Source organism: Empedobacter sp. UBA7494 (assembly GCF_002478465.1).
In the GTDB taxonomy this organism is placed as follows: domain Bacteria; phylum Bacteroidota; class Bacteroidia; order Flavobacteriales; family Weeksellaceae; genus Empedobacter; species Empedobacter falsenii_B.
This window is the reverse complement of the sequence record NZ_DLOC01000058.1, coordinates 1-24,014: the sequence shown is the minus strand read 5'-3', so window position 1 is coordinate 24,014 and position 24,014 is coordinate 1. Positions and strand designations below refer to the sequence as shown.

The following is a 24,014-nucleotide window of genomic DNA, read 5'->3' as shown; positions in this document are numbered from 1 at the left end:
TTTTGAGACAGCCTCTTTTTTTTATTAATATAATTCTTCACTCTTTCACAATTCTTCCGCCAATAGCTGATCACCTTTTTTTCTGACACTTTTATATGCTCTATAACACACATATAAAATAATTAGTACAAAAATAAATGCCAAAGGGGCCAATACAATTGCTGTAATACTTAATACAATAGAACTAAACGTTTCTCCTGTATTAACCAAAAAATTTCCAGCTCCCGCAGTTGTGGTGGTCGAAACAGCTCTTGCAGCCGCAGTTGTACCGCTAATCGCAGCCGCAGTTCCTCCTCCAGCTATAATCGCCAAAGCCCAAGTTGCGACTTCGTTCATTTCTGGCATCGTAATTCCAACCGTTATTGTTCCTGCAATTCCAGCTAAAGGAAACGCAATCGTATCCAACAAATTATCAATAATTGGAATATAATAAGCTCCAATTTCTACTAACATCGCTACACCAAGTGTTATAAGAGCCGGTGTACTCCCAACCCACATCCAACTTTCGTCGAGATTAATAAAACTTCCTCCAAATTTAACAGCTAAGCTCAGTACAAATAAGGGAAGAAAAATCCGAAAACCAGCAGCAGCGGCTAATCCTATTCCGAGAAATAACGAAAAAATAGTAGACATTGAGATTAAATCGTTCATAGATTAGTATTTTATAATAGTTCTGATTTTATAAATATAATGATAAAAAAGATAAAGTTTTTATAATTTTTTCTTTCCTTTGCATCCGATTAAGAGAAACCAAGTACTGTAAAGTACTTTTTTTGTGTAAATAAACCTAAATGTTTGAGCTACATCTAAATAATCGAATAATAAATCAATCATTTTTTAAATGCATTGATAATTATTTCTTTTCTCAAAATCAATCAACCAAAACTTCTTCACGACAACATTTAAAATTTTGCAAGAATCAATTTCTTTTTATTTTAATTTCTGATAGGAAAATTTTATCTTTAAGGAAATTTTACGAGAACTCTTGCAATGGAAACATCAAACGAAATTAAAAAAAATAATAAAACAAAAATGCTAGTAATAGGAATTGCAGGAGGAACAGGTTCGGGAAAAACAACTGTTGTAAATAATATTTTAAGAGATCTTAATGCGGAAAGCGTTATCGTTATTTCTCAAGATAATTATTATAAAGATCATCCTGAATTATCTTTTGATGAACGTTCTAAGATCAATTTTGATCACCCAAGATCAATTGATTTCGAATTACTAAAAGAACATGTCGCTTTATTGAAAAATGGCGTATCAATAGAACAACCTGTCTATTCGTTTATTACGCATAGTCGCAAGGAAGAAACGATTTTAACCCATCCACAATCGGTTATTATTGTAGAAGGAATTTTGGTATTGACTGACCCAGATTTACGCGATTTATTTGATGTAAAAATCTTTGTTCATGCAGATTCTGATGAGCGTTTAATTCGTCGTGTACGTCGTGATATCCAAGAACGTGGGCGCGATTTGGATGAAGTTTTAACGCGTTACCAAAAAACGTTAAAACCTATGCATCAGCAATTTATAGAACCATCTAAAAACTATGCAGACATTATTATTCCGAATATGAAAAAGAAAAATTCTGTCGCAATCAAAGTTTTATCAACTGTAATTAAAGAAAAACTCAACTCGAAAACTACTGTATAATGAAAGAAAAATCGGAAGAAATCTTTGACGAAGAACTTACACCAGAAGTACCGAAAAGAAAAATTAAGGATACACGTGTATTCAAATTTGTTTGGAATCGTTACTTTGTTCTAACGGTTGCGTTTGCTGTTTGGATGATTTTTTTCGATCAAAATTCTTTTTTCGTACATCGCGAGTTGGATAAACAAATCAAATTATTAGAAGTTGATCAACAATATTACCAAGAACACTTGGATACTGAGTCTGAAAAATTAAATCAACTAAATAGTAATCCTGCTGAAATTGAAAGGATTGCAAGAGAAAAGCATTTCTTGAAAAAAGATGATGAAGATATTTTTATCATTCAGCAAGAAAAAGTTACGAAGCCACAAAATAAAGAAAATGAGTAAGTTATTTGAAAATTTTGATTCTATTTCTGAAAAAGAATGGAAAAATAAAGTTCAAGTCGAGCTAAAAGGTTTAGAATATAATGAAACTTTAGTTTGGGGAACGAACGATCAAATAAATGTAAAACCATTATATACAAAGGATGATGTCGATTATTCGGCTGTACAACCTTTACCAAAATCCTCAAAAGATTGGAAAATTATTTCGAAATATACTGGAAATAAAAACCAAGATTACAGCTTTTTGTATGGATATTTGATTAATCAAAATCAAATTGATTCATCGTTAGAACTTCCTAATTATCTGGATTTATTTATTAAATATGATGAGACTTCTGATTTAAAATCGCTTGAAAATCTTCCAAATCTGAAATATTTAGATTTAGATATGTATGGATATTTGGCACAGAATGGACTTTGTCAAAATGATTCAGAAAAAGCATCAAAAGAATTGGTGAAAGAAGCTTTGGCATTGAAAAATTTCGAAAAAGTAATTTCAATTCAAGGAGATGTTTATCAAAATGCTGGAGCAAATCATGTTCAACAAATTGCGATTACACTTGCACATGCAGTAGAATATTTAGAAAATTTTGGAGCTGATATTGCGGACAAAATTTATTTTAAATTTGCTGTTGGAAGTAATTATTTCTTCGAAGTTGCGAAATTAAGAGCATTTCGCTTTTTATGGAAAATGATTTTGGAGCAATATAATAAAGAAAGTGAAGCATTTATTTTCACTTCAACATCCGATCGCAATAAATCTAAATTAGATATTTACAACAACGTTATTCGCTCTACAATAGAAGCTTCTTCGGCTATCTTCGGATCAAGCGATGCTGTCTTTGTTGGATCATATGATGAAGTTAATAAAGAGTCTGATTTTGGATTAGAATTAGCCGCAAAACAACAATTATTGTTACAAAAAGAATCTTATTTGAATCAATTTACTGATCCTGCTGCTGGTTCTTTCTACATCGAAAGTTTGACAAATCAAATGGCTGAAAATGCGTTAGAATTGTTTAAAACAATACAAAATGTAGGAGGTTTTGTAAATGCTTTACAAAATGAAACTATTCAAGATTTTATTTATACAAGCGCGAAAAAAGAGCAAAAAGATTTCGATGAGCAAACCATTAAATTAATTGGTGTAAACAAATTTAGAAACCCTGCAGATGTGATTGAGAAATCGCCAAAAGAAAAAGTGGTAAAACAAGCACTTTTTGTTCCGATTGTTCCAACTCGTTTGGCAGAAAAAGAGGAAAAAAATTAGTTTTTACATGAATTGGATGCCAATTTCATTAAAAGAACTCAACAATATAATCGAAACTTCAGTAGCTGTGATGGATACTGAAGTTTTGTGTTTAATAAAGTTTTGTTTTATATAAAATTATGAAATCTAATAAAAACATTTTTCAACGATTTATAGCGGGATTTATTGATTACGCACTATTTATAATCATTGCAACGCTTTATATTTATAAGTTTGGAGCTTTAGCAAATGACGGAAGTTATAATGTAAACGGAATAAATGCTTTACCTATTTTTATCTTTTGGCTAGTTTATTTTGTAGTAATTGAAGTTATTTTACATGGAACTTTAGGTCATTTAATCCTAAATTTGCAACCTGTAAATGCTAAAACAGAAAAACCAATTAGTTTTTCGCAATCTTTTATTCGTCATCTTTTCGATTCTATAGATTATTTTATTTTCGGTGGATTAATTGGAATTTTAATTATAAATAACTCCAAAGAAAGTCAACGTTTAGGTGATATTGTAGCAAATACTAAAATGACTAAAAAATAACATTTTGAATCCAACTATTTTAACAAAAGAATTTCAAGATTATCTGAAAATAATCGAACATGAAGACATCAAATCTATAGGTTTGAAAAAATCGTTATTTGAAGAAATTTCTTCTGCTGAAATTGCACAACAATTGAAAGGAATTCAAGTTTCAAAACATAAATTTCCAACACTTTATTCAACAGAAAACATTTATTTTCCACCTTCAATTAATTTGGAACAAGCAAGTTCGGAAGCTACAGCAAATTATAAATCAACTTTAGTTAAAGGAAAAAATTTGATTGATTTAACCGCAGGTTTTGGAATTGACACCATGGCTTTTGCAAAGAATTTTGACAAAGTATATCACATCGAACAAAATCCTGAATTGAGTGAGATTGTACAACATAATGCTAAAATTTTAGCGCCAAATTTAGAAACCTATACAGGAACTTTTCAGTCTTTTTTTGAAGAAAATCCTACTTTAAAATTTGATGTTATTTATCTCGATCCAGCAAGAAGAAATTCGAGCGGAAGAAAATTTATTTTGGAAAATTTAGAGCCAAATATTTTAGAATGGATTCCAACTTTTTTCGAAAAAACAGAGAAAATTATCATCAAGCTTTCGCCTTTATTAGACATCACTTCTACCCTACAACAAATTGATTCAATTTCTGAAATACACATTGTTGCATTAAAAAATGAAGTGAAAGATTTTCTAATCATTTTAGATAAAAATTCTTCAACAAAAAACCCTTTGATAAAAGCTGTTAATTTAGAAAATAATCAATCCGAATTTTCTTTTCATTTTGAAGAAGAATATAGTGCGAATGGAAATTTTGGAGGAATTCAACATTATATTTACGAACCAAATGTTGCGATTCTAAAAACTGGTGCTTTCAAATTATTAAGTGAAAAATTCAATCTTCTTAAACTTCATCAGAATACTCATTTGTATACTTCGAATGAACTTTTAGAGAATTTTCCTGGAAAAATTTACTTGATTGAAGAAGAAATTAAAAATCCGAAAAAAGAAATTTTAAAGATTAAAGCGAATTTATTGGTCAAAAATTATAATCAGCCAATAGACGTTATCAAGAAAAAATTCAAAATTATTGATGGCGGCACAACAACTTTAATTTTTACACAAAGCATTGATGGGTTTCATATTCTAAAAACTTCACGAGTTTAGTTGGGTTTCGAAAAAAGTTGTGTTAATTTTATACAACAATTTTCAACCTTAAAAAATTACACTTGAAAATCATCAATAAAATTGAAAACTTTATCTACGGAGAAGCACTTTCAGATGGCTTAAAAACTTCTTTAGCGATTATCATTCCACCTATCGTAGCCAGCTTGTTTGGCGATTTATATGCCGGTGTAACAATAAGTCTTGGTGCAGTTTTAGCGCACATGACGGATACACCTGGTCCATTTAAAGAACGCCGAAACCTGATGTGGCTTTCCGTACTCTTGATTTTCCTTGTTTCGTATTTCACCAAAACGATTAATAGTTACCCAATATTTCTAGGTATTTGTTTAACAGTTATCGTTTTCTTTTCTAACATGTTAACCGTTTGGGGACAGCGTACAAGTGCGCTTGGAATGGTCATTATGATGTCGATGGTAATGAATATGAATGATTTACGACATGAGTTAAGTCCTCTTCATATTGCGCTTTTTGTGACAGCTGGAGCAGCTTGGTACACTATTTTTAGCCTAGCTATTAGCACCTTTCGTCCTTATCGTATGGCGCAGCAAAACTTAGCTGATACAATGATTCATATTTCTGAATACATTCGAATCAAGGCTTCTATGTTTGATAAAGACTCTAATTACGATGATATTATCAAAAAATTAATCGATGAACATGTTGTAATTAACGAAAAACAAAGTTTAGTTCGTGAATTAGTTTTTTCGAACAAAAAATTGGTGAAAGACCAGACACCAATTGGGCGTTCGATTGTGTTTATTTTTTCTGATTTGGTGGATATATTTGAAAATGTAACAGCAAATCAATACGATTATGTGAAAATTCGAGAAGTTTACGGTGATACAAAAGCAATGCGCAAAATCTATAATTTAATGAATAAATTAGCGCATGAGCTTAAAATGATTGCTTATCATATTAACTCGAACAAACGTCCTAAACAACCTACTTTTGACTTTGAAGTTGAGTTGAAAAAGATTGATGATGCTATCAAAGAATTATATGCAGAAGGACAAAAACCAATCGTTTTATCTAAAATTTACATCAATTTAAAGCAAATTGTTTATAAAATAGAGTTTATCCATAAATTTTTTTATGATGATTCGTTTACAGAAAAAAAGAAAAATCCGCTGGATCATGCCGAACATTTTGAACCTACAGTTGATTATTCTTTACGAAAATTAAAAGATCATCTGAATCTAAAATCTTCAATTTTTAGACATGCAATTCGTGCATCAATTGTAATGTTATTAGCTTATGGCGTCACATTTATTATTCCGATGACTTACCATAGTTACTGGATTTTGATGACAGTTTTAGTAATTTTAAAACCTGGTTTTAGTGTAACAAAAAAACGAAACTTTCAGCGTTTGAAAGGAACAATTGGCGGTGGATTAGTTGGAGTTTTAATATTATTGATAATTCCTCAACACAGTATCCGATTTGCTTTAATGCTTATTTTCATGTTAATGGCCTACACTTTTATTCGTCACAAATATGCAATTGGTACATTTTACTTAACCGCGTATATTCTTATTTCGTTTAGTTTTTATTCGCAAAAAGATTCATTGTATATTATTCAAGAACGTTTTATTGATACACTTGTTGGAGGATTTATGGCGTTTATTTCGAGTTATTTGATTTTACCAACTTGGGAAAAAAATAATATGAACGAATATATTCAAAAAGCATTGATTGCAAATTATGAGTTTATCTATTTGGTTTTTAAAAAATTAGCCGACAACGAAGTTTCTACAACTGATTATAAATTAGCTAGAAAAGATGTTTTTATTGCAATGGCAAATATTAATTCAGTTTTTCAACGTGTAATTTCTGAACCGAAAGGAAAACAAGAAAATGCTAACGTACTGAATAAATTCACCATTTTCAATCAATCATTTGTCTCATATTCAGTTGGTTTAGTTAAAATTTTAAAGAAAAACAATTCCGTTATTTTAACTTCAGAACATATTCGATTGATGAAGAAAATTTTGCAATTATTGTTACAAAACATTCGGCTTTACGGTGAATATGAAACAGAAAATTTACCAAAAACAATAGAGTTTAGAGAAAAAACTGTTGTTTATACGGAAATTGAAACAGAGGCTTTGCAAAATGATTCTGAACTGATTGAAGATTTGTTAGAGTATTTATACGAGATTGCTTACGATTTTACAAAAGTTGGTCACGTTTTTGTGAAAGAACAACCGTTAAAAGAATAATAAATGACAATCATCCAGCTGTTTAAAAATCTACGCCCATTTGTAAAACCTTATCGTTCTTTGGTTGTCGCAACTTTGCTCCTAACCTTAGTTGGATCTTTTACTTCGCAAGTAAATGCACTGATTTTGCAATATACCGTAGATTCTATAAATGGTTTGGTTGAAGCTGGAAAAGGATTAAAAGAAGGTCTGAAAATCATTTCGTTTATTTCGATTGTTTTGATGACAAAAGAAATCTTGAATGCGTTCATCACATTTGGTCAAAAATATTATGGAGAAAAGCTTCGAATTTTTGTTTCGCAAGATTTAGCTCAAGCCATTATCGAAAAGATTTTGACGTACCGAATGGCGTTTTATACAAATCAAGATAATCAAGCAGGAAAGCTTCAAACTCGTATTGATAGAGGAATTGAAAGCTTGACACGTTTAGTTCAAAACTTTTTTATCGATATTTTACCTCTTTTTGCCAATTCAATTGTTGCTTTAATTTTGATGTTCAACGCTAATTTTTATGTTGGATTGGTTGGACTTTGTATCGTTCCGATTTATTTCATTATTACACAACAACAAGCTAAAAAGCTGAGTGGTTGGCGACGTAACTTAAGAGGTTATCGTGAACAAAAATCGCAAGGAATCATCAGCATAATTGATTCAATTACAGTAATTAAATCATTTAACCGAGAAGATATCGAAGGTAAAAAACAACTTGATTTGCAAAAAGAATTGACAAATAATCAAATGCAAACACGTAAAACAAGCTTCTTTTTTGATGGTTTAAAATCCTTTATCGAGCAATTTGGCGTGGTGATTATCATCATTTTAACTTCATATTTGGTTCTTGATGGACAAATGACAATTGGCGCAATTATGTTCCATGTTTTGTTGTTCAACAACGTTTCGGCTCCTATTCGTCAACTGCATCGTATTTATGATGAAATGAATGATGCAATGATTTATTCCGAAAGTTTCTTTGCAATTTTGAAAGCGGATGACGAAAAAGAATCTTCTGGAAATTACATTCCAACAAATCTAAAAGGTAAATTCGAAATCCAAAATGTTGACTTTTCTTATCCAAATGGTTACAAAGCCTTGAAAAATATCAACATGACAATTCAACCCAATAAAATTACAGCTTTGGTTGGTTTGTCTGGCGCTGGAAAAAGTACAGTGATTAATTTGTTAGATAAATTTTATCAACCTGATTCTGGAAAAATTGTACTTGACGGAATTGATTTAGAAGAATATGATACACAATTTTTACGCGATAATATTGGATTGGTTTTACAAAAAAATCACATTTTTAATGGAACGATTGAAGAAAATATTCGTTATGGAAATGTAAACGCAACTTTCGAAGAAATAGAAGATGCCGCAAAACGTGCTTATATTCACGAACAAATTATGGATTTGCCAGAAGCTTATCAATCCAAAGCCTTATTGTTATCTGGTGGTCAACAACAACGCATCGCCATAGCACGTATGTTTCTCAAAAATCCACCAATTATTTTTCTAGACGAACCTACTGCAAGTTTGGATGCAATTGCCACGGAACAGATTAAAAATAGTTTGGATGCCATCAAAAAAGATCGAACAGTTATCATTATTTCGCATAGTATTTCTCAAATTATCGATGCCGATTATACGTACGTGATGAAACAAGGCGAAGTTGTAGAAAACGGGATTCATGAAGATGTGTACAAAATGAACGGTACTTATAAAGAGATTTTTGATGCAATGGCAAAAAGCTTAAACATTGAAAAAATTGCCAAAACTTTTGACGATGAAGAAGAAGAAAATTATTAGGAATAAATCTATTATAAAACATTATAAATCACTATCTTTAAAGAGGTAATAGGATAGCGTATGAAAAAATTAGTTTATTTTATAGTTGGGGTATTGTTTTTTACCCAATCTTGCGAGCAAAAAAAAGAAGCTCCAAAAGAATTAGCGCTTAATACGATAACTTACGAAAGTGCTTTAGATGTTCCTGTAAATAAAGTTGGTGTTCTGATTAATGTAGATTCCCTTGGTTTTTTTGATCATAATTCTCAAAATTTAGATCAAAACATTGATTCAAAATCAATTGAAAATCAGCTTAAACAAATAAATTCTAAATTTGATATTGTAAAAATAATTCGTGATAAATCTGAGAAAATATTAAACGATAACAAGTATACTTATCAAATGATTGATAGATTTGATAAAAATTTAGTTCCGAATGAATTAATCACAAAGGAAAATGTAAATCAAGTTAAATTTAATGATTTAAAAAAAGCGATTAATCAAGATGATTTAGTTTTAATTAATGTAAAATCAGGGCTTGATTATGATCCTGCCAACAAACAGAAATATATCGCCAAAACATACGTCTACATTAATATTTTAGACCTTAAAAATAATGCTTTAAAATATAGCGAAACAATTGGTGGAACAAAGTATATAGACGAAACAATCAATAAAAGTACGACGGATTATTTAGAGAAAATGATGAAAGAGTCATTAAACGAAACGTTGGATATTATTGATAATAAATATTAAATACATTGAACTATGCGCCATTTTTTTGGCAACTTTTGGAAGTCCTGAACCCTTAAAAAGTTTCAGGATTTTTATTTTTAATGACATTCTAATATTGACTTTTATTCATGGTATATTTTTTGTTAATTTTAGTCAAAAATTATAGGATGCTTATTATTCGATATTTATCTTTTATTCCATTATTGACTTCTATTTCGGGATTTGCACAACAATTGATTGATCCGCAACTTCGATTGCCTGTTGAAAAAGCGATTGAGTCAAGTTATGAATTAAAAAATAAACAACTGGAAGTCGAAAAAAACAATTACCAATATGACGAAGTAAAAGGTAAACGACAACCAAATTTATCTGCAATTGCACTGGGTGGTTATCTAAACTCGAACGGAATCATCGATATTCCAACCAAGTCAATCGATATTTTGTCCACAGAATTGTTTTCGGGTAATCAAAGATTCAATACATCAGCAGGATTATTTACTGTGGGTGTTAACGCTACTCAAATTATATTTTCGGGATTACAAATTCCAAATGCGTTGAATGCTATTCAGGAAAAAAGTACTGCTTTAGATTATTTGAAAGAAGCCGAAAAAGAAACTATAACCAAAGATATTTTACAAACTTATGATCAATTGATGTTATTGGTCAAAGTAGAAGAATTAATTTCAAATTCTGCAAAACGATTGGATAAAGAACATCTTAAAGTGCAGAAAGCAATTCAAAATGGTTTAGCTATTCCATACGATCGTGAAAAAATAAAATTAGCAATGCTAGAATTAGAAGCTCGACAAGTAGAACTGAATGGTAATCGACAATTACTGTACAAAAAATTAGAAACTTTAACGCATCTGTCTGAAAAAGATCTTCAACAAATTCAATATGAACTTACCCCAATTGACATTCTTGCTTCAAGCTATACTTTAGAAAATAAAAAAGAGTTGAAAGCACTTGAACACTCTGTGAAAGCTTACGAATTTTTATATCAAAAAGAAAAAGGTTCGCACTTACCACAAGTTTTTGCATTCGTGAACACCAATTATACGTCAATTTTGGGAAGTCGTTTCAAATTAAAAGATGGTGATATATTAGGTGATGTTAATTTGAAAATGAACCAATTTTCGATGTTTCCTAATATTTTGATTGGTATTGGCGCAAAATGGGAATTGTTGGATGGCGGACAACATAAAAATAAATTAGCACAAGCAAAAACTGACATTTTAATAAATGAAAACAAGTTACAAGATTCCCAAGAAAAACTGAATTTATTATTAAGTAAAAACAAAATTGATTACGAAACTTCTACTGAAAAATTAAAAGTAAATAATCAACAAAATACCATTGCAACAAATAATTTAGAAATCGCTTCAAGACGATTTCAAGAAGGATTAATAGATGTAACCGAGCGTTTGGCTGCCGAAAATGAATATTACAAAGTCAATTTAGGTTATTATGCTCAAATCTTGGATCAACGCTCTAAAACCTACGAATTACTTCAAACTTCTGGAGAATTATTTAATCAAATCTCAAATTAAAATCATGAAAAATACACTATACTATATTTTTGCTTTAAGCGGATTAATACTTTTTACAAGTTGTAAATCATCTGACAAGGAAAATAAAAAAGAAGAGCAAACTATTTTTCAAGGTAAAATTGAGCGCGATCAAATTAGCGTTGTAACAAAAATCCCAGGAAAAATAGATCAAATATTAGTTCACGAAGGTGATGAAGTGAAAAAAGGACAAACACTTTTTGTCTTACAATTACCAGAAGTTGACGCGAAGAAAAGTCAAGCAGAAGGTGCTGTAAATTCTGCCGAAGCTCAATATGAAATGGCAAAAAAAGGTGCAACAGATAATCAATTGAAACAATTGCGTGCAAAAGTTGCTGGTTTGAAGGAACAATTAGATTATGCAGAAAAATCAAATCATAGACTAAAAAATATGCTTCGAGATAGTCTTGTTCCACAACAAAGTTATGATGAAGTTTATGCGAAATATCAAGGCGCTAAAAACCAATATTTAGCTGCAAAAGCGGAATTAGCTGATGCCGAAAATGGTGCGCGTGTAGAGCAACAACAAATGGCTTTGGGACAAAAAGAGCGTGCTTTGGGAGCTTTGCAAGAAGTAGATGTTGCTGAGGCGGAAAGATACATCAAAGCACCACAAGATATGACGGTTGAAACAATTAATCTAAAAGTTGGAGAATTAGCTTTGGCTGGATATTCTATTGCAAACGGGATTTTGGAAGAAACTACATTTTTTAGATTCACAATTCCTGAGAATAAAATCGGACAATTGCAAAAAAATCAAATCGTCAATTTAAAAGTTCCTTATAAAAATAATATGGTTTTGAAAGGTAAAATTGTTTCGATAAAAGTGCTTAATTCGTATGCTAATATTTCAACTGCTTATCCTGATATTGATCAACAACAATCGCAATATGAAGTGAAAGTTGTTCCTGTTGACTATAAACAAGCTGCTCAACTATTGACAAAAGCAAATGTAGTTTTGGATCTTAATGCTAAATAAATTCTGATGAAAACGATTTTTCATTTAATTATACGAGAATTCAAACTTTTCTTCAAGAATCCTGTTTTACCAATTTTATTCTTGGGAGCACCTATTATGTATGGTGTTCTGATCGGAAATGTTTATAAAAAAGGAAATGTAACCAATTTACCAATTATTGTTGTAGACGAAGATCATACGATGACAAGTCAGAAAATTATTCAGATGTTAGATGAAAATGAATCGGTGAAAGTTGCTGAAGTTTTACCTTCAACATTTGATTCTAAGAATAAAGCTTTAGCAATCGGAGCTGAAGTTGTGGTTGTTATTCCTCGAAACTTTCAGTCTGATGTACAACAAAAAAAATTACCCGAAATTGCTTATTTTGTAAATGCTTCAAACACGTTAACTTCTAATACAGCGGCAATCGCAATTACGACAGTTCTAACAACAATGAAAGCCGGAATTTCAATAGAAACAGCTCGAAAACAAGGTGTTCCAGAATATATTGCAACACAAAGCTACGAACCATTCAAATCAACGATGATTCGTCAAAATATCAGAAGTGGAAACTACTTATATTTTATGCTTCCAGGTGTTTTATTAACCGTTTTACAACAGGTTTTATTATTAGGTTTAGCACTTTCATTTGCTTCAGAATTTGAGAACAGAACATTTAATGAATTAATCTCAAAATCATCTAATCCGTTTACCATTTTATTCGTCAAAACTTTTCCTTATTTATTTATGTCAGTATTTATATATATGCTGTATTATTGGTTCGGAATGTTTTATGACATGAAATTAGAAACCGAATTTTGGCCATTTTTCACTTCTTCTCTTGCATTCATTTTAGCCGTTTGCTTTTTAGGATTTTTAGTCAGCATTCTCCTTCCAAGCCAACTAAAAGCAACCGAAGTTTTGATGGTTGTTGCAACACCAAGTTTCATTTTAAGTGGATTTACATGGCCTTTAAGTCAAATGCCAAAATGGATTCAAGCAATTGCAGATTGCATTCCATTAACACATTATTTGAAAATATTCCGAATACTTTTCATCGAAAAAGGCGATCCTGCGTTAATTCAACCACATTTAAATAATCTAATTGTAATAGGAAGTATTTGCTTTGTCTTATCTTTGGCTATTCTAATCGTTAAAATAAGAAAAGCTAAACAATCGATGAAACAAATCGAAACAGAAAAGATTTAGCATCTTTTTTTAATTTACAAAACAGATAATAAACCATGAATTTTCTTACAGTTGAAAATCTAACCAAATCATATGGAATCAGAACTTTATTTGAAGATGTAAATTTTCATGTAAATGAAGGAGACCAAATCGCATTCGTAGCAAAAAATGGAAGTGGAAAATCTACTTTACTTAAAATTTTAGCTGGATTAGAAACTGCCGATTCTGGCGAAGTTCGTCCAAATAAAGGTGTTAAAATCTTGATGTTGGATCAAAGTGATGACTTTGACGAAAACTTGAAAAGTGAAGAATATATTTTCAATCATTCGAATGAAGTTTTAGATGTTGTTCGTCAATATGAAAACATGATCGAAAATGACCCAACAAATCCTGATTTAATTGATTTAATGGGAAAAATGGATGTTTTAGATGCATGGAAAGTTGAGCCAACAATCAAAGAAATTTTATCAAAATTGAAGATTGATTTCTTGGATCAAAAAATTGGAAAACTTTCTGGAGGTCAGCGTAAACGTATTTCTTTAGCGAAGTTTTTGATTGATTTAAGTTTCGAAACTGGATATGTTCTTTTAATTTTAGATGAGCCTACCAACCATTTGGATATTGAAATGGTGGAATGGCTTGAATATTTCTTGAACAAAGAAAACAAAACATTGATTTTGGTTACGCACGATCGTTATTTCTTAGATGCAATTTGTACCAAAATTCTTGAAATGGAAGACAAAACATTGTATGTACATTCGGGAAATTACGAAACTTATATTACGAACAAAGCATTGCGTATCGAAAATCAAAATGCAACAATTGACAAAGCGAAAAACCTTTATCGTAAAGAGATTGAATGGATGCGTCGTCAACCCCAAGCGCGTACAACAAAATCTAAATCTCGTATTGAAGCGTTTTATGATACTGAAAAAGTTGCTAAACATAAAATTGTCGATCAACAAGTAAAATTAGAGATGGTGATGACGCGTCTGGGTCAAAAAATCATCGAAATGGAACATGTTTCGAAAGCATTTGGTCAAAAGAAAATTTTAGATGATTTCTCATATATTTTCGCTCGTGGTGGAAAAATTGGTTTAGTTGGAAAAAATGGTGTTGGAAAAACGACTTTCCTAAAAATGTTAGAAGGAATCGAAACTATGGATTCTGGAACTATTGAACGTGGAGAAACCTTAAATATTGGACACTTTAAACAAGATGGAGTAGAATTTAAAGGCGACGAACGTGTCATTGATTTTGTGAAAGATATTGCAGATTTTTTCCCTCTTTCTAATGGAAAAGAAATGCGTGCAGAACAATTCTTAGAAATGTTTTTATTTACGCCAGAACAACAACATACTTTTATCTCAAAGTTGAGTGGTGGAGAGAAAAAACGTCTGCAATTATTAGCAATTTTGTACAAAAATCCTAACTTTTTGATTCTTGATGAGCCAACAAACGATTTAGATTTACCTACTTTGACGGTTCTTGAAAGTTTCTTAGAAGAATATCAAGGCTGTTTATTAGTTGTTTCCCACGATAGATATTTTATGGATAAAGTGGTTGATGAATTAATGATTTTCGAAGGCGAAGGGAAAGTTTCTCGTTATATGGGAACTTATACCGAATATCATATCGAAAATAAAAATAAACCTGAGTCAGAAGATAAAAAAGCTGAAAAAGAAATTTCAATTCAAGAAAAAGTAGAATCAAAAGAAAAAATAAAAGAAGCCAAACCAAGAAAATTATCGTTTAAAGAACAAAGAGAATTAGAAGAAATTAATAAATCTTTACCAATTCTTGAAGCCAAGAAAGAAGAATTAACGAATTTACTTTCCGACCCAAATTTAGGGTACGACAAAATCGCAACTATTGGAGATGAACTACAAAAAATTGTAGACGAATTAGAAGAAAAAGAATTTCGTTGGTTAGAATTAAGCGAATAAAAATATTGAATAGGAACTTTTTTTGAGTTCCTTTTTTTGTTTTAAAAATTCATTTCTATATTTACTCTATCAATCATCAGGAGTTTCTGAAAAATCAGAACACCAACCGAGCCAAAACCGCGCTACGATGGTATAAAATGAGGGCAAACGCTAAAATAAAAGGTTATTCTCCACTCTATCCTGTAGTTTTTATCATTAAAAATTGAAACAATGGTAAATCTAAAAAATGAATTTGTCGTATTATTCCGTGAATTAACTGACAACGAATTAGTCGATCGCTTTAATAAAATGTAGGAAACAGTTCCTGGAATTCTGTAAGAAGATGTTATGTCAAAACATTATTTGACGAATTACAATACCGTAATTTTGATTGCACAACCATAGAAAGAGGAAACACATTTTCGCTTCAACATTATGTAATATTAATTGAAAATAGATTAGAATATTTAGATTAAACATAAAAAAAGGAAAACTTGAAACAAGTTCTCCTTTTTATTTTATGGTAGATAATATTACTTACTCTGCTCTTTTATAAAATCATTAATCGTAACATTTAATCGTTTATTTCGGATATCTTTTTCAAAACGAATTGGTTCAGCAACACGTTCAGCACAGTCTTTCATACCACAATTTTCACACGTAACCGCAACTTCTTTTACAGGAATTGAGGGATCATTCATAAATTTCACTTTACGTTGAGCTGATTTGTACAATACACCAATCGTTACGCTTCGTAAATAATTTGGATTGAATGGATCTTTCGTTGCAGAAGAAATTACATAATATTTTTGATTATTATTGAACGGATACAACGAAATTTGTGCAGAAATCTCATGATGATCATCTTGATGTTTTTCCAATTCTTTCAAAACATTTAACGAAACCCAACGACGACAATAATGCTCATCCGTTTCATTTGCTTGCGGCGACTGTTGTTGATTGAGATGAAGTTCTTTCGTTAATTTATATGAATTTGAACCAACTTTTGCTGACAAACGCAAGAAAAACAAATCACGAATATTAAAATGTTTGGGTAACAAATTTGTCATTCGTTGATAAACCGTTTCAGGTGATTCGGTATATTTTCCTAGAATTTCTTGAAAATTAGACAAATCATGATGTTCTAAAGCAAACAAATTCTGCATATCCTTCAACAGTTTTTCTTCTGGTAGCAACAAAGCTCCAGCAAAATAAGACGCATAAAAATTGTTTAACAATTGATCAAAATTATCAAAACTTGCCCACGAAAATGTATACAAACGTTCCTTCAAATCAAGATAATTATAGCCTAATTCTTTCGCTAAAATAAATCGTTTTTGATCATTGTCAGAATTGATATTGATATACAAAAGTTTTTTCTCTTTGATAAAAATAGAACGCAATTTCGCTAAATCCTTCCCTCCTAAAGAAGTGAAATCTTCATAAACAATGGTATAATTATATTCCTCTTTCAGAATTTCCTCCATCGTTTCATTTTTTACAAAATCCTCAGATTCAATCAAATATTCTTGTAAAAAACTCTTTGCCGATTTTTCAATTTCAGGAAAGTAATTATCATTTGCTTCCTGAAAAGACCTCAACGAAGCCAAGAAAAAACTTTCGCGTGTAAGATTGTAATTATTACCTATTTCAATCAACGTAGAAATAAACGCATTTACCTTCATTGGGGCGTTAGAAATGATCTCAATTAAATCTCTTTCTTCAATTCCGAAGAGTTCCAAAGGAATTTCTTGCAATAAATTTGATTGTAGAATCTCAGCGACTGGTGCTAAATTTTTATCTAATTTTAAGGAAACTATCTCATCGTAAGGAATTTCTAACGCTTCGGCAAGAGCAACAATTTTATCAGTTTTTGGATATTTTTTACCTTTTTCGATCTCATTCAAATACGATTTCGAAAGTCCAGTTAGCTTAGATAACTTAAACAATGACAAATCTTTAGCCATTCTAACTTGTTTTAGTTTTAAACCAAAAATTAATTTAATGTATTCTTCTTGCATAATTTTTTCAAAAATATTTGGTAAATGTAAACGAATTTTTATAATTTAGCGAACGTTCGCTGGGAGTAAAATTCCGCTCGAATAACCAAAACAAAAATTACAACAAAAACACAAAAAATGGATACTATTACAAGTGAATTAAAATTATCACAGAATAAGCTGGATAATTATCCAGATATTTTGACAACCGAAGCGGTTAAATTTTTAACAGCTTTACACAAAAATTTCAACGAAAGACGTTTAGAACTTTTGGCGAATCGACAAGAAAGACAAATCTTTTTTGATTTGGGTAATTTTCCAACTTTTTTGTCAGAAACAAAAGAAATCAGAAATAGTGATTGGACAGCAGCTCCTATTCCAGCTGATTTACATGACAGACGCGTTGAGATAACTGGTCCTGTTGACCGTAAAATGGTAATTAACGCGTTAAATTCAGGCGCTAATACATTTATGGCCGATTTTGAAGATAGTAATTCTCCCACATGGGATAACAATCTTCAAGGACAACAAAATTTAAGAGATGCAGTAAATGATACTATTTCATTCGAAAATAATGGAAAAAAGTATCAATTAAACGAAAAGACTGCTGTCTTGCTTGTAAGACCGAGAGGTTTACATTTGAATGAAAAGAATATCATAATAGATAAACAAGAAATATCAGGCTCACTATTTGACTTTGGTTTATATTTTTTCCATAATGCACACACGTTACTTTCCAAGCAAAGTGGGCCTTATTTCTATCTTCCTAAATTAGAACATCACCTAGAAGCACGCTGGTGGAACGATGTTTTTGTTTTCGCGCAAAATTATTTAAACATTCCACAAGCTACGATTAAAGCTACAGTTTTGATCGAAACTATAACAGCTTCTTTTCAGTTAGATGAAATTATTTACGAATTAAAAGACCACATCGCAGGCCTTAACTGCGGTCGTTGGGATTATATATTTTCTTATATCAAAAAATTTAAGAAACACCCAAATTTTATTGTTCCAGATCGTTCACAAGTTACGATGACTTCGCCTTTTATGGCTGCATATTCGCAAGCAGTTATTCAACGTTGTCATAAACGAAACATACATGCAATTGGTGGAATGGCTGCTCAAATTCCGATTAAGAATGATGAAAAAGCCAATGAAATCGCTTTCGAAAAAGTGAAGAATGATAAACTTCGCGAAGTAAAAAATGGACATGACGGAACGTGGGTTGCGCATCCTGCTTTGGTAAAAGTCGCAAAAGATATTTTTGACGAATACATGCCACAAGCGAATCAAATAGATAATAAGCGAGAAGATGTTATAACAACTGCCGAGGCTTTGTTAGAATTGCCAAAAGGAACAGTTACAAAACAAGGAATTCGAGACAATATTAATGTTGGAATTTTATACATCGAAAGTTGGTTATCTGGAAAAGGAGCCGCTGCCTTATATAACTTAATGGAAGATGCAGCAACAGCAGAAATCTCTCGTACGCAGGTTTGGCAATGGTTAAGCCAGTCGATTACATTAGAAAACGGATGCGAATTTAATAGTGACAAATACAAAAAATTAAGAGCTGAAGAGGTTCAGAAAATAAAACAATTAGTTGGTGAGGAAAATTATTTGAACGGAAGATTTGAAGAAGCTATTTCAATCTTTGACGAATTAGTTTTATCGCACAAGTTTACCGAATTTTTAACATTAGAAGCCTATAAGTATATTGATTAAGCCCTTATAACTAAACACACACGAAAAGAAATACACACACAACACACATTCATAAACAAAACACAAAAAACACAATTATGAGCAATCAAGAAAGAATTCAGAAGATTCGGCAGGATTGGGGAACTAATCCACGCTGGACAGACGTTGTTCGTCCTTATTCAGCAGAAGATGTAATTCGATTAAGAGGTTCTTTGGACATCGATTACACCTTAGCAAGATTAGGGGCTAAGAAACTTTGGGAAGGTTTGAATTCAAAACCATTTATGGCGGGTTTAGGTGCTTTAAATGGTAATCAAGCCATACAAGAAGTACAAGCTGGTTTAGATGCAATCTATCTTTCGGGATGGCAAGTTGCTGCAGATGCAAATCTTTCGGCAGAAATGTATCCAGATCAATCATTGTATCCAGCCAATTCGGTTCCAATGGTGATAAAGCGTATTAATAATGCGTTGCGTCGTCGCGATGAAATACAATCTGTTACCCAACAAGGAAACATTGATTATATGGTACCGATTATTGCCGATGCTGAAGCTGGATTTGGAGGAAACTTGAATGCTTATGAATTGATGAAACAAATGATAGAAGCTGGTGCTGCTGGCGTTCATTTCGAAGATCAATTGTCATCAGCCAAAAAGTGTGGTCATCTTGGTGGAAAAGTTTTAGTTCCAACACAAGAAGCAATTAACAAATTGGTTGCAGCGCGTTTAGCAGCAGATGTCTGTGGCGTTCCTACTCTATTGGTTGCCAGAACTGATGCAGAAGCTGCGAATTTGATTACTTCGGATATTGACGAAAGAGATCAACCTTTTATCATCCAAGGAAGTAGAACTTCTGAAGGTTTTTACAATGTGAGAAATGGTTTGGAACAAGGAATTAATCGAGGCTTAAGCTATGCGCCTTATGCTGATTTAATTTGGATGGAAACATCTAATCCAGATCTTGGAATGGCAAGGGAGTTTGCACAAGCTATCAGAGAAAAATACCCTAATCAGATGTTAGCTTATAATTGTTCCCCATCATTTAATTGGGCAAAACATTTAACAGAAGTTCAAATGGAAACATTCCGCGAAGATTTAGCTGAAATGGGATACAAATTCCAATTCATTACTTTAGCTGGTTTCCATGCAATGAATACCTCTATGTTCGAGTTATCACGTGCATACAAAGCCAAAGGAATGGCGGGATATTCGGCATTACAAGAAAAAGAATTTGCGTTACAAGAAGAAGGTTTTGCAGCTGTAAAACACCAATCTTTTGTAGGAACACAATATTTCGATTACGTACAAAACACAGTGCAACAAGGCATTTCATCTACTACAGCTATGGCTGAAAGTACGGAAGCCGCACAATTCTAATACATACTTTTCAATTAAAAAGGACGTACCGCAACTACGTCCTTTTTTATCTTAATTAATTTTACTAATTACAAAAACTTTTCCATTCATTTCAAAACTATCTTTTTCCGATTTCCCAACCAAGATTTTAGCCAAAGGAGTTTGAGTTGATAGGACAAATATCTTTTTATTCTCGAAAATAATTTCCCCAAAACTACACGCCATACAGAAATTTCCCATCGTAGTTTCAACATAACTACCTAAACCAATGGTTTTGTTCTCCACAATTATTATTTTAGAAAACACGTCTTGCTGAATTAAAACTTCATTCAATTGGTTTTGAATTCGAGTAATTTCCTGTTGCATCATTTCGCGCGACGTTTCATACTTATCACCCATACTACTTTTAGTATCGTTGTTTGAAGCACGTAAATCATCAATCAAACCATTCAAATACGTTATTTTATCTTCGATTTGTTGTGCTATAAATTGATATAATTCTGCTTTCATTTCTTTCAATTAAATTGTTTGAGGCTTATTCTTAAATTTCAGCATGTAAATGGTTCCCAAAAGACAGATAAATGCCGAAACATAAATCACCATCGGAATACGATCCAAATAATCCTGAAAATACCAACCCGCACACAATGCTCCAAGTCCTATCCCCGCTTCCATCGCAATATACATTGTTGCCATCGCCTTTCCACGTTCATCAGGTTTACTAAAATCTATTGTCCAAGCATTTAGTGCAGGTGAAAGAATTCCGGTTGAAATTCCATACATCAAACCCCCTAAAATCAACCCTATTTTTGCATCAATAGAAGCCAAAAGTACCAATGCAATAATCAATAAAACTAAGCCTAATTTTATCACCAACACACGCCCTTTTTGGTCAGATATCTTACCTGCAAAGAAACGAACCATCATAGATGATATTGTAAATACCATAAAGAAAACCCCTTTATTTTGAAAACCTAAATGTTCGGTCCAATCTGGAATTAATGTCAATATAGAACCATAAGCAACATACGAAAGAAACGTAATCAATGCCGCTGGCAAAGCTTCTTTTGCAAAAACATCTTGCTTCAAAATCTTTAATAATCCGAACGAAAATTTTTGTTTATTTTGCAAGGTCTCTTTCATATTGAATAAAATCAATATCGATAATAATGCAAAAAACGAAGACGTAAAAAACATCACATTAATCGATGTATATAATGTAATTGTACTTCCCAATGCAGGTCCAATTGCCATTCCGATACTGAAACAAATTCCGTGCAAGCCCAATGCTTCGCCCCAACGTTCGCGCGGAATAATATCTGCAATATAAGCTGCTGTTGCAGTGGGTTTGAAACCTGTCGAAAAGCCGTGTACCAATCTCAAAAATAAAAAACCTGAAACGGTTGTTAAAACAGGATATAAAATTCCGCACACAAAACAGACAATAGAACCGACTGCCATAATAGGTACCCGCCCCACTTTATCGGTTAATTTTTCACTAAAAGGTCTCGAAATTCCCGCTGTCAAGGTAAATAATGCAATAATAAATCCTTTGTATTCTGCTCCTCCCATGCTGCTTAAATAAGCAGGTAGCTCGGGAATCATCATATTAAAACTCGCTGAAAACAACAACGAACTCAAACACATTAAAATAAAATGGAGATTATAAACGGGATCTAAATTTAATTTTTTATTAATGGCAGAAAACATAACGGATTTTTTGCAAAGGTAATTTATCTTAACCGAAACAAACTACACAATCCAAAAGTATTACTTGTTACAAAAAATTACTACATCATTCAACATTGTTAGCCGATATTTCATTGATTATATTCATGAAATTTCTTATTTAAGAACTACTTAGTTGATATGAAAATAACTTTTACATTAGAATACAGTTAAAATACCTTATTGTATTTAATTACTTACTAAACAATTCTTATTTTAGCTTTATCAATTCTACTACCCTAAAAAACGATCTAACCAACTATTATTTTCAAGCATGAAAAACTATGAAAACCTAAAAGAGACCTTGTCTTTTTATGGCGTAAATTGTAATAAACTATATTATATCTCATCAGGAAATCCAATTTTTGCGTTTCCTGAAAGATCATTTCGAATCGACTTTTATGCATTTTGTATTTGTTTATCTGGCTCGATAGAAGTTGAGATAGACTCTCAGAAATATTTTATTACTCAAAACGAATTCTTGATTTCTGCTCCTTCTACTGTTTTGAAAATTCTAGATACTAACTCTAATTTTAGAATGAAATTGTTATTTTTTGAGAAAAATTTTCTCCTTAAAAACATTTCTAATCCTTTCTTTATTGATAAACTTAATTTGTTTACACATCAAAACTTCACAGTTTGTAAGGCAAATAAAAAAGAAGCGAATCATCTTTTTAAGCTAATTAATTATCTTCAAGAACAACGAGAAAGAAATGTTTTGTTCTTAGAAGATATTATTCGATCGATTATTTTTACTTTACTTCTTGAATCTGCCTCTATAATTGCTGAACAATATTCAAAAGTAAATAAAAATCATTCCCGCGAAATCAACACTCTATTTTGTAAGTTTACACAACTTGTTCAAGAAAATGTTATCGCTCACAAAGACGTACAGTTTTATGCAGATCAATTGTTTATTACAAATAAATATTTGATTCACCTTGTAAAAAAAGCAACTAAGAAAACTCCACATGTTATTATTGACGAGTATTTATTAAAAGAAGCGTATGTTTTGCTTGGCTACTCAGAGAAAACAATTGTCCAAATAGCATTAGATCTAGGTTTCAACTCTTCTTCATCTTTTGGTCGTTTTTTTAAAAAATACACTTCTATTTCTCCTCAACAATATAGAAAACAACAACATATATAAAAAAAGAAATTTGGGATACAAATGACGAATTTCGGGATACTTTAGAAAAATAATAAAGCGTAATTTTATTGTAGAATCTTAAAATAAATAATTATGGATAAAGTTACTTCAAAATTTGACAACGTTTTAAATCATTCTACTATCTACGGAAATATTGATCATCAACCAGATGCGAGTAAAGAAACACCAAGAAACACTCCAGAAAAATCTTATCCTTTCTCTGATCAGATAGGAAATTACCAACGCAATAAAGGAATTCCTACAAAATCTTATAAGGACAGTAAGGTATATATTGTGGGAAGTGGTATTGCAGGTTTAGCTACTGCCTATTATTTTATTAGAGACGGACATTTCACTCCAGAGAATATCACATTTATAGAACAACTTCAGGTTGAAGGAGGTTCGTTAGATGGAGCTGGAAATGCAAAAGATGGTTACATAATTCGAGGAGGTCGAGAAATGGATTGTACCTACGAGAATTTATGGGATATTTTCCAAGACATTCCTGCATTAGAGTTACCAGAACCTTATAGTGTTTTAGACGAATATAGATTAGTAAATGATAATGATTCTAATTATTCTATTGCACGTTTAATTCATGAAAAAGGGAAAGTAAAAGACTTTAGTAAATTTGGTTTAAATAAGAAAGATCAATTAGCTAT

At 31.4% G+C, this 24,014-nt stretch carries 20 protein-coding genes and 1 riboswitch; of the genes, 16 read left to right on the top strand and 4 right to left on the bottom strand.

Annotation, left to right across the window (positions count from 1 at the left end; genetic code table 11):
* Positions 1 to 45: 45 nt before the first annotated feature.
* Entirely contained in the window at positions 46 to 651 is a 606-nt protein-coding gene (locus B4E95_RS07300) for a DUF4126 domain-containing protein (RefSeq protein ID WP_291049560.1), read from the bottom strand.
* A gap of 339 nt (positions 652 to 990) precedes the next feature.
* Between B4E95_RS07300 and udk the strand changes: the two genes are divergently transcribed.
* The 12 genes from udk to B4E95_RS07240 all read left to right on the top strand — a co-directional run bounded on the left by udk (position 991) and on the right by B4E95_RS07240 (position 15,436).
* Positions 991 to 1,659: a uridine kinase gene (gene udk / locus B4E95_RS07295; protein WP_260392473.1), complete on the top strand. Its 669-nt coding sequence runs from the start codon at positions 991 to 993 to the stop codon at positions 1,657 to 1,659.
* Positions 1,659 to 2,048, top strand: a complete 390-nt coding sequence (locus tag B4E95_RS07290) for an FtsB family cell division protein (RefSeq protein WP_280037436.1) — start codon at positions 1,659 to 1,661, stop codon at positions 2,046 to 2,048. Before udk ends, B4E95_RS07290 begins: the two co-directional genes overlap by 1 nt.
* Entirely contained in the window at positions 2,041 to 3,315 is a 1,275-nt protein-coding gene (locus B4E95_RS07285) for a methylmalonyl-CoA mutase family protein (protein WP_291090918.1), read from the top strand. The genes B4E95_RS07290 and B4E95_RS07285 overlap by 8 nt, the downstream gene beginning before the upstream one ends.
* Positions 3,316 to 3,434: 119 nt before the next feature.
* Positions 3,435 to 3,848, top strand: coding sequence for an RDD family protein (locus B4E95_RS07280; protein ID WP_291090916.1), 414 nt, complete (start codon positions 3,435 to 3,437; stop codon positions 3,846 to 3,848).
* Positions 3,849 to 3,852: 4 nt separating this feature from the next.
* Positions 3,853 to 5,019, top strand: coding sequence for an RsmD family RNA methyltransferase (locus B4E95_RS07275; RefSeq protein ID WP_291061986.1), 1,167 nt, complete (start codon positions 3,853 to 3,855; stop codon positions 5,017 to 5,019).
* Between the two features lie 62 nt (positions 5,020 to 5,081).
* Positions 5,082 to 7,259, top strand: coding sequence for an FUSC family membrane protein (locus tag B4E95_RS07270; RefSeq protein WP_291061989.1), 2,178 nt, complete (start codon positions 5,082 to 5,084; stop codon positions 7,257 to 7,259).
* Positions 7,260 to 7,262: 3 nt separating this feature from the next.
* Positions 7,263 to 9,062, top strand: coding sequence for an ABC transporter ATP-binding protein (locus tag B4E95_RS07265; RefSeq protein WP_291090914.1), 1,800 nt, complete (start codon positions 7,263 to 7,265; stop codon positions 9,060 to 9,062).
* A gap of 60 nt (positions 9,063 to 9,122) precedes the next feature.
* Positions 9,123 to 9,797 carry a hypothetical protein gene (locus tag B4E95_RS07260; protein WP_291090912.1) on the top strand — a complete coding sequence of 225 codons (675 nt, stop codon included), beginning with the start codon at positions 9,123 to 9,125 and terminating at the stop codon, positions 9,795 to 9,797.
* A 146-nt stretch (positions 9,798 to 9,943) separates the two neighbouring features.
* Entirely contained in the window at positions 9,944 to 11,326 is a 1,383-nt protein-coding gene (locus B4E95_RS07255) for a TolC family protein (protein ID WP_291061993.1), read from the top strand.
* 4 nt (positions 11,327 to 11,330) lie between these two features.
* Entirely contained in the window at positions 11,331 to 12,323 is a 993-nt protein-coding gene (locus tag B4E95_RS07250; RefSeq protein ID WP_291049533.1) for an HlyD family secretion protein, read from the top strand.
* A 6-nt stretch (positions 12,324 to 12,329) separates the two neighbouring features.
* The gene (locus B4E95_RS07245) at positions 12,330 to 13,511 is read left to right on the top strand and encodes an ABC transporter permease (protein WP_280051116.1); all 1,182 of its coding nucleotides are present in this window, start codon (positions 12,330 to 12,332) and stop codon (positions 13,509 to 13,511) included.
* Between the two features lie 35 nt (positions 13,512 to 13,546).
* A complete protein-coding gene (locus B4E95_RS07240; RefSeq protein WP_291065502.1) occupies positions 13,547 to 15,436 on the top strand; it encodes an ABC-F family ATP-binding cassette domain-containing protein in 1,890 nt (629 codons plus the stop codon).
* Between the two features lie 68 nt (positions 15,437 to 15,504).
* Positions 15,505 to 15,604, top strand: a riboswitch (SAM-I-IV-variant riboswitch).
* A gap of 344 nt (positions 15,605 to 15,948) precedes the next feature.
* Here the strand turns inward: B4E95_RS07240 and B4E95_RS07235 are convergent.
* A complete protein-coding gene (locus tag B4E95_RS07235; protein WP_291049525.1) occupies positions 15,949 to 17,436 on the bottom strand; it encodes a helix-turn-helix domain-containing protein in 1,488 nt (495 codons plus the stop codon).
* A 117-nt stretch (positions 17,437 to 17,553) separates the two neighbouring features.
* Here B4E95_RS07235 and aceB point away from each other — a divergent pair, with 117 nt between their 5' ends.
* The gene (gene aceB, locus B4E95_RS07230; protein ID WP_291090909.1) at positions 17,554 to 19,140 is read left to right on the top strand and encodes a malate synthase A; all 1,587 of its coding nucleotides are present in this window, start codon (positions 17,554 to 17,556) and stop codon (positions 19,138 to 19,140) included.
* 77 nt (positions 19,141 to 19,217) lie between these two features.
* Positions 19,218 to 20,495 (top strand): isocitrate lyase, encoded by a 1,278-nt coding sequence (aceA, locus tag B4E95_RS07225; RefSeq protein WP_349676205.1) that lies wholly within the window; start codon positions 19,218 to 19,220, stop codon positions 20,493 to 20,495.
* 51 nt (positions 20,496 to 20,546) lie between these two features.
* On the opposite strand, the gene B4E95_RS07220 is transcribed toward aceA, so the two are convergent.
* Positions 20,547 to 20,984, bottom strand: a complete 438-nt coding sequence (locus B4E95_RS07220) for a hypothetical protein (RefSeq protein WP_291090907.1) — start codon at positions 20,982 to 20,984, stop codon at positions 20,547 to 20,549.
* 9 nt (positions 20,985 to 20,993) lie between these two features.
* Positions 20,994 to 22,184 (bottom strand): MFS transporter, encoded by a 1,191-nt coding sequence (locus B4E95_RS07215; RefSeq protein WP_291090905.1) that lies wholly within the window; start codon positions 22,182 to 22,184, stop codon positions 20,994 to 20,996.
* A gap of 292 nt (positions 22,185 to 22,476) precedes the next feature.
* Between B4E95_RS07215 and B4E95_RS07210 the strand changes: the two genes are divergently transcribed.
* Both B4E95_RS07210 and B4E95_RS07205 read left to right on the top strand, forming a co-directional pair.
* Positions 22,477 to 23,352: a helix-turn-helix domain-containing protein gene (locus B4E95_RS07210; RefSeq protein WP_291090903.1), complete on the top strand. Its 876-nt coding sequence runs from the start codon at positions 22,477 to 22,479 to the stop codon at positions 23,350 to 23,352.
* 93 nt (positions 23,353 to 23,445) lie between these two features.
* Positions 23,446 to 24,014: oleate hydratase (locus B4E95_RS07205; protein ID WP_291090901.1), on the top strand; the 569-nt coding region annotated here is incomplete at its 3' end.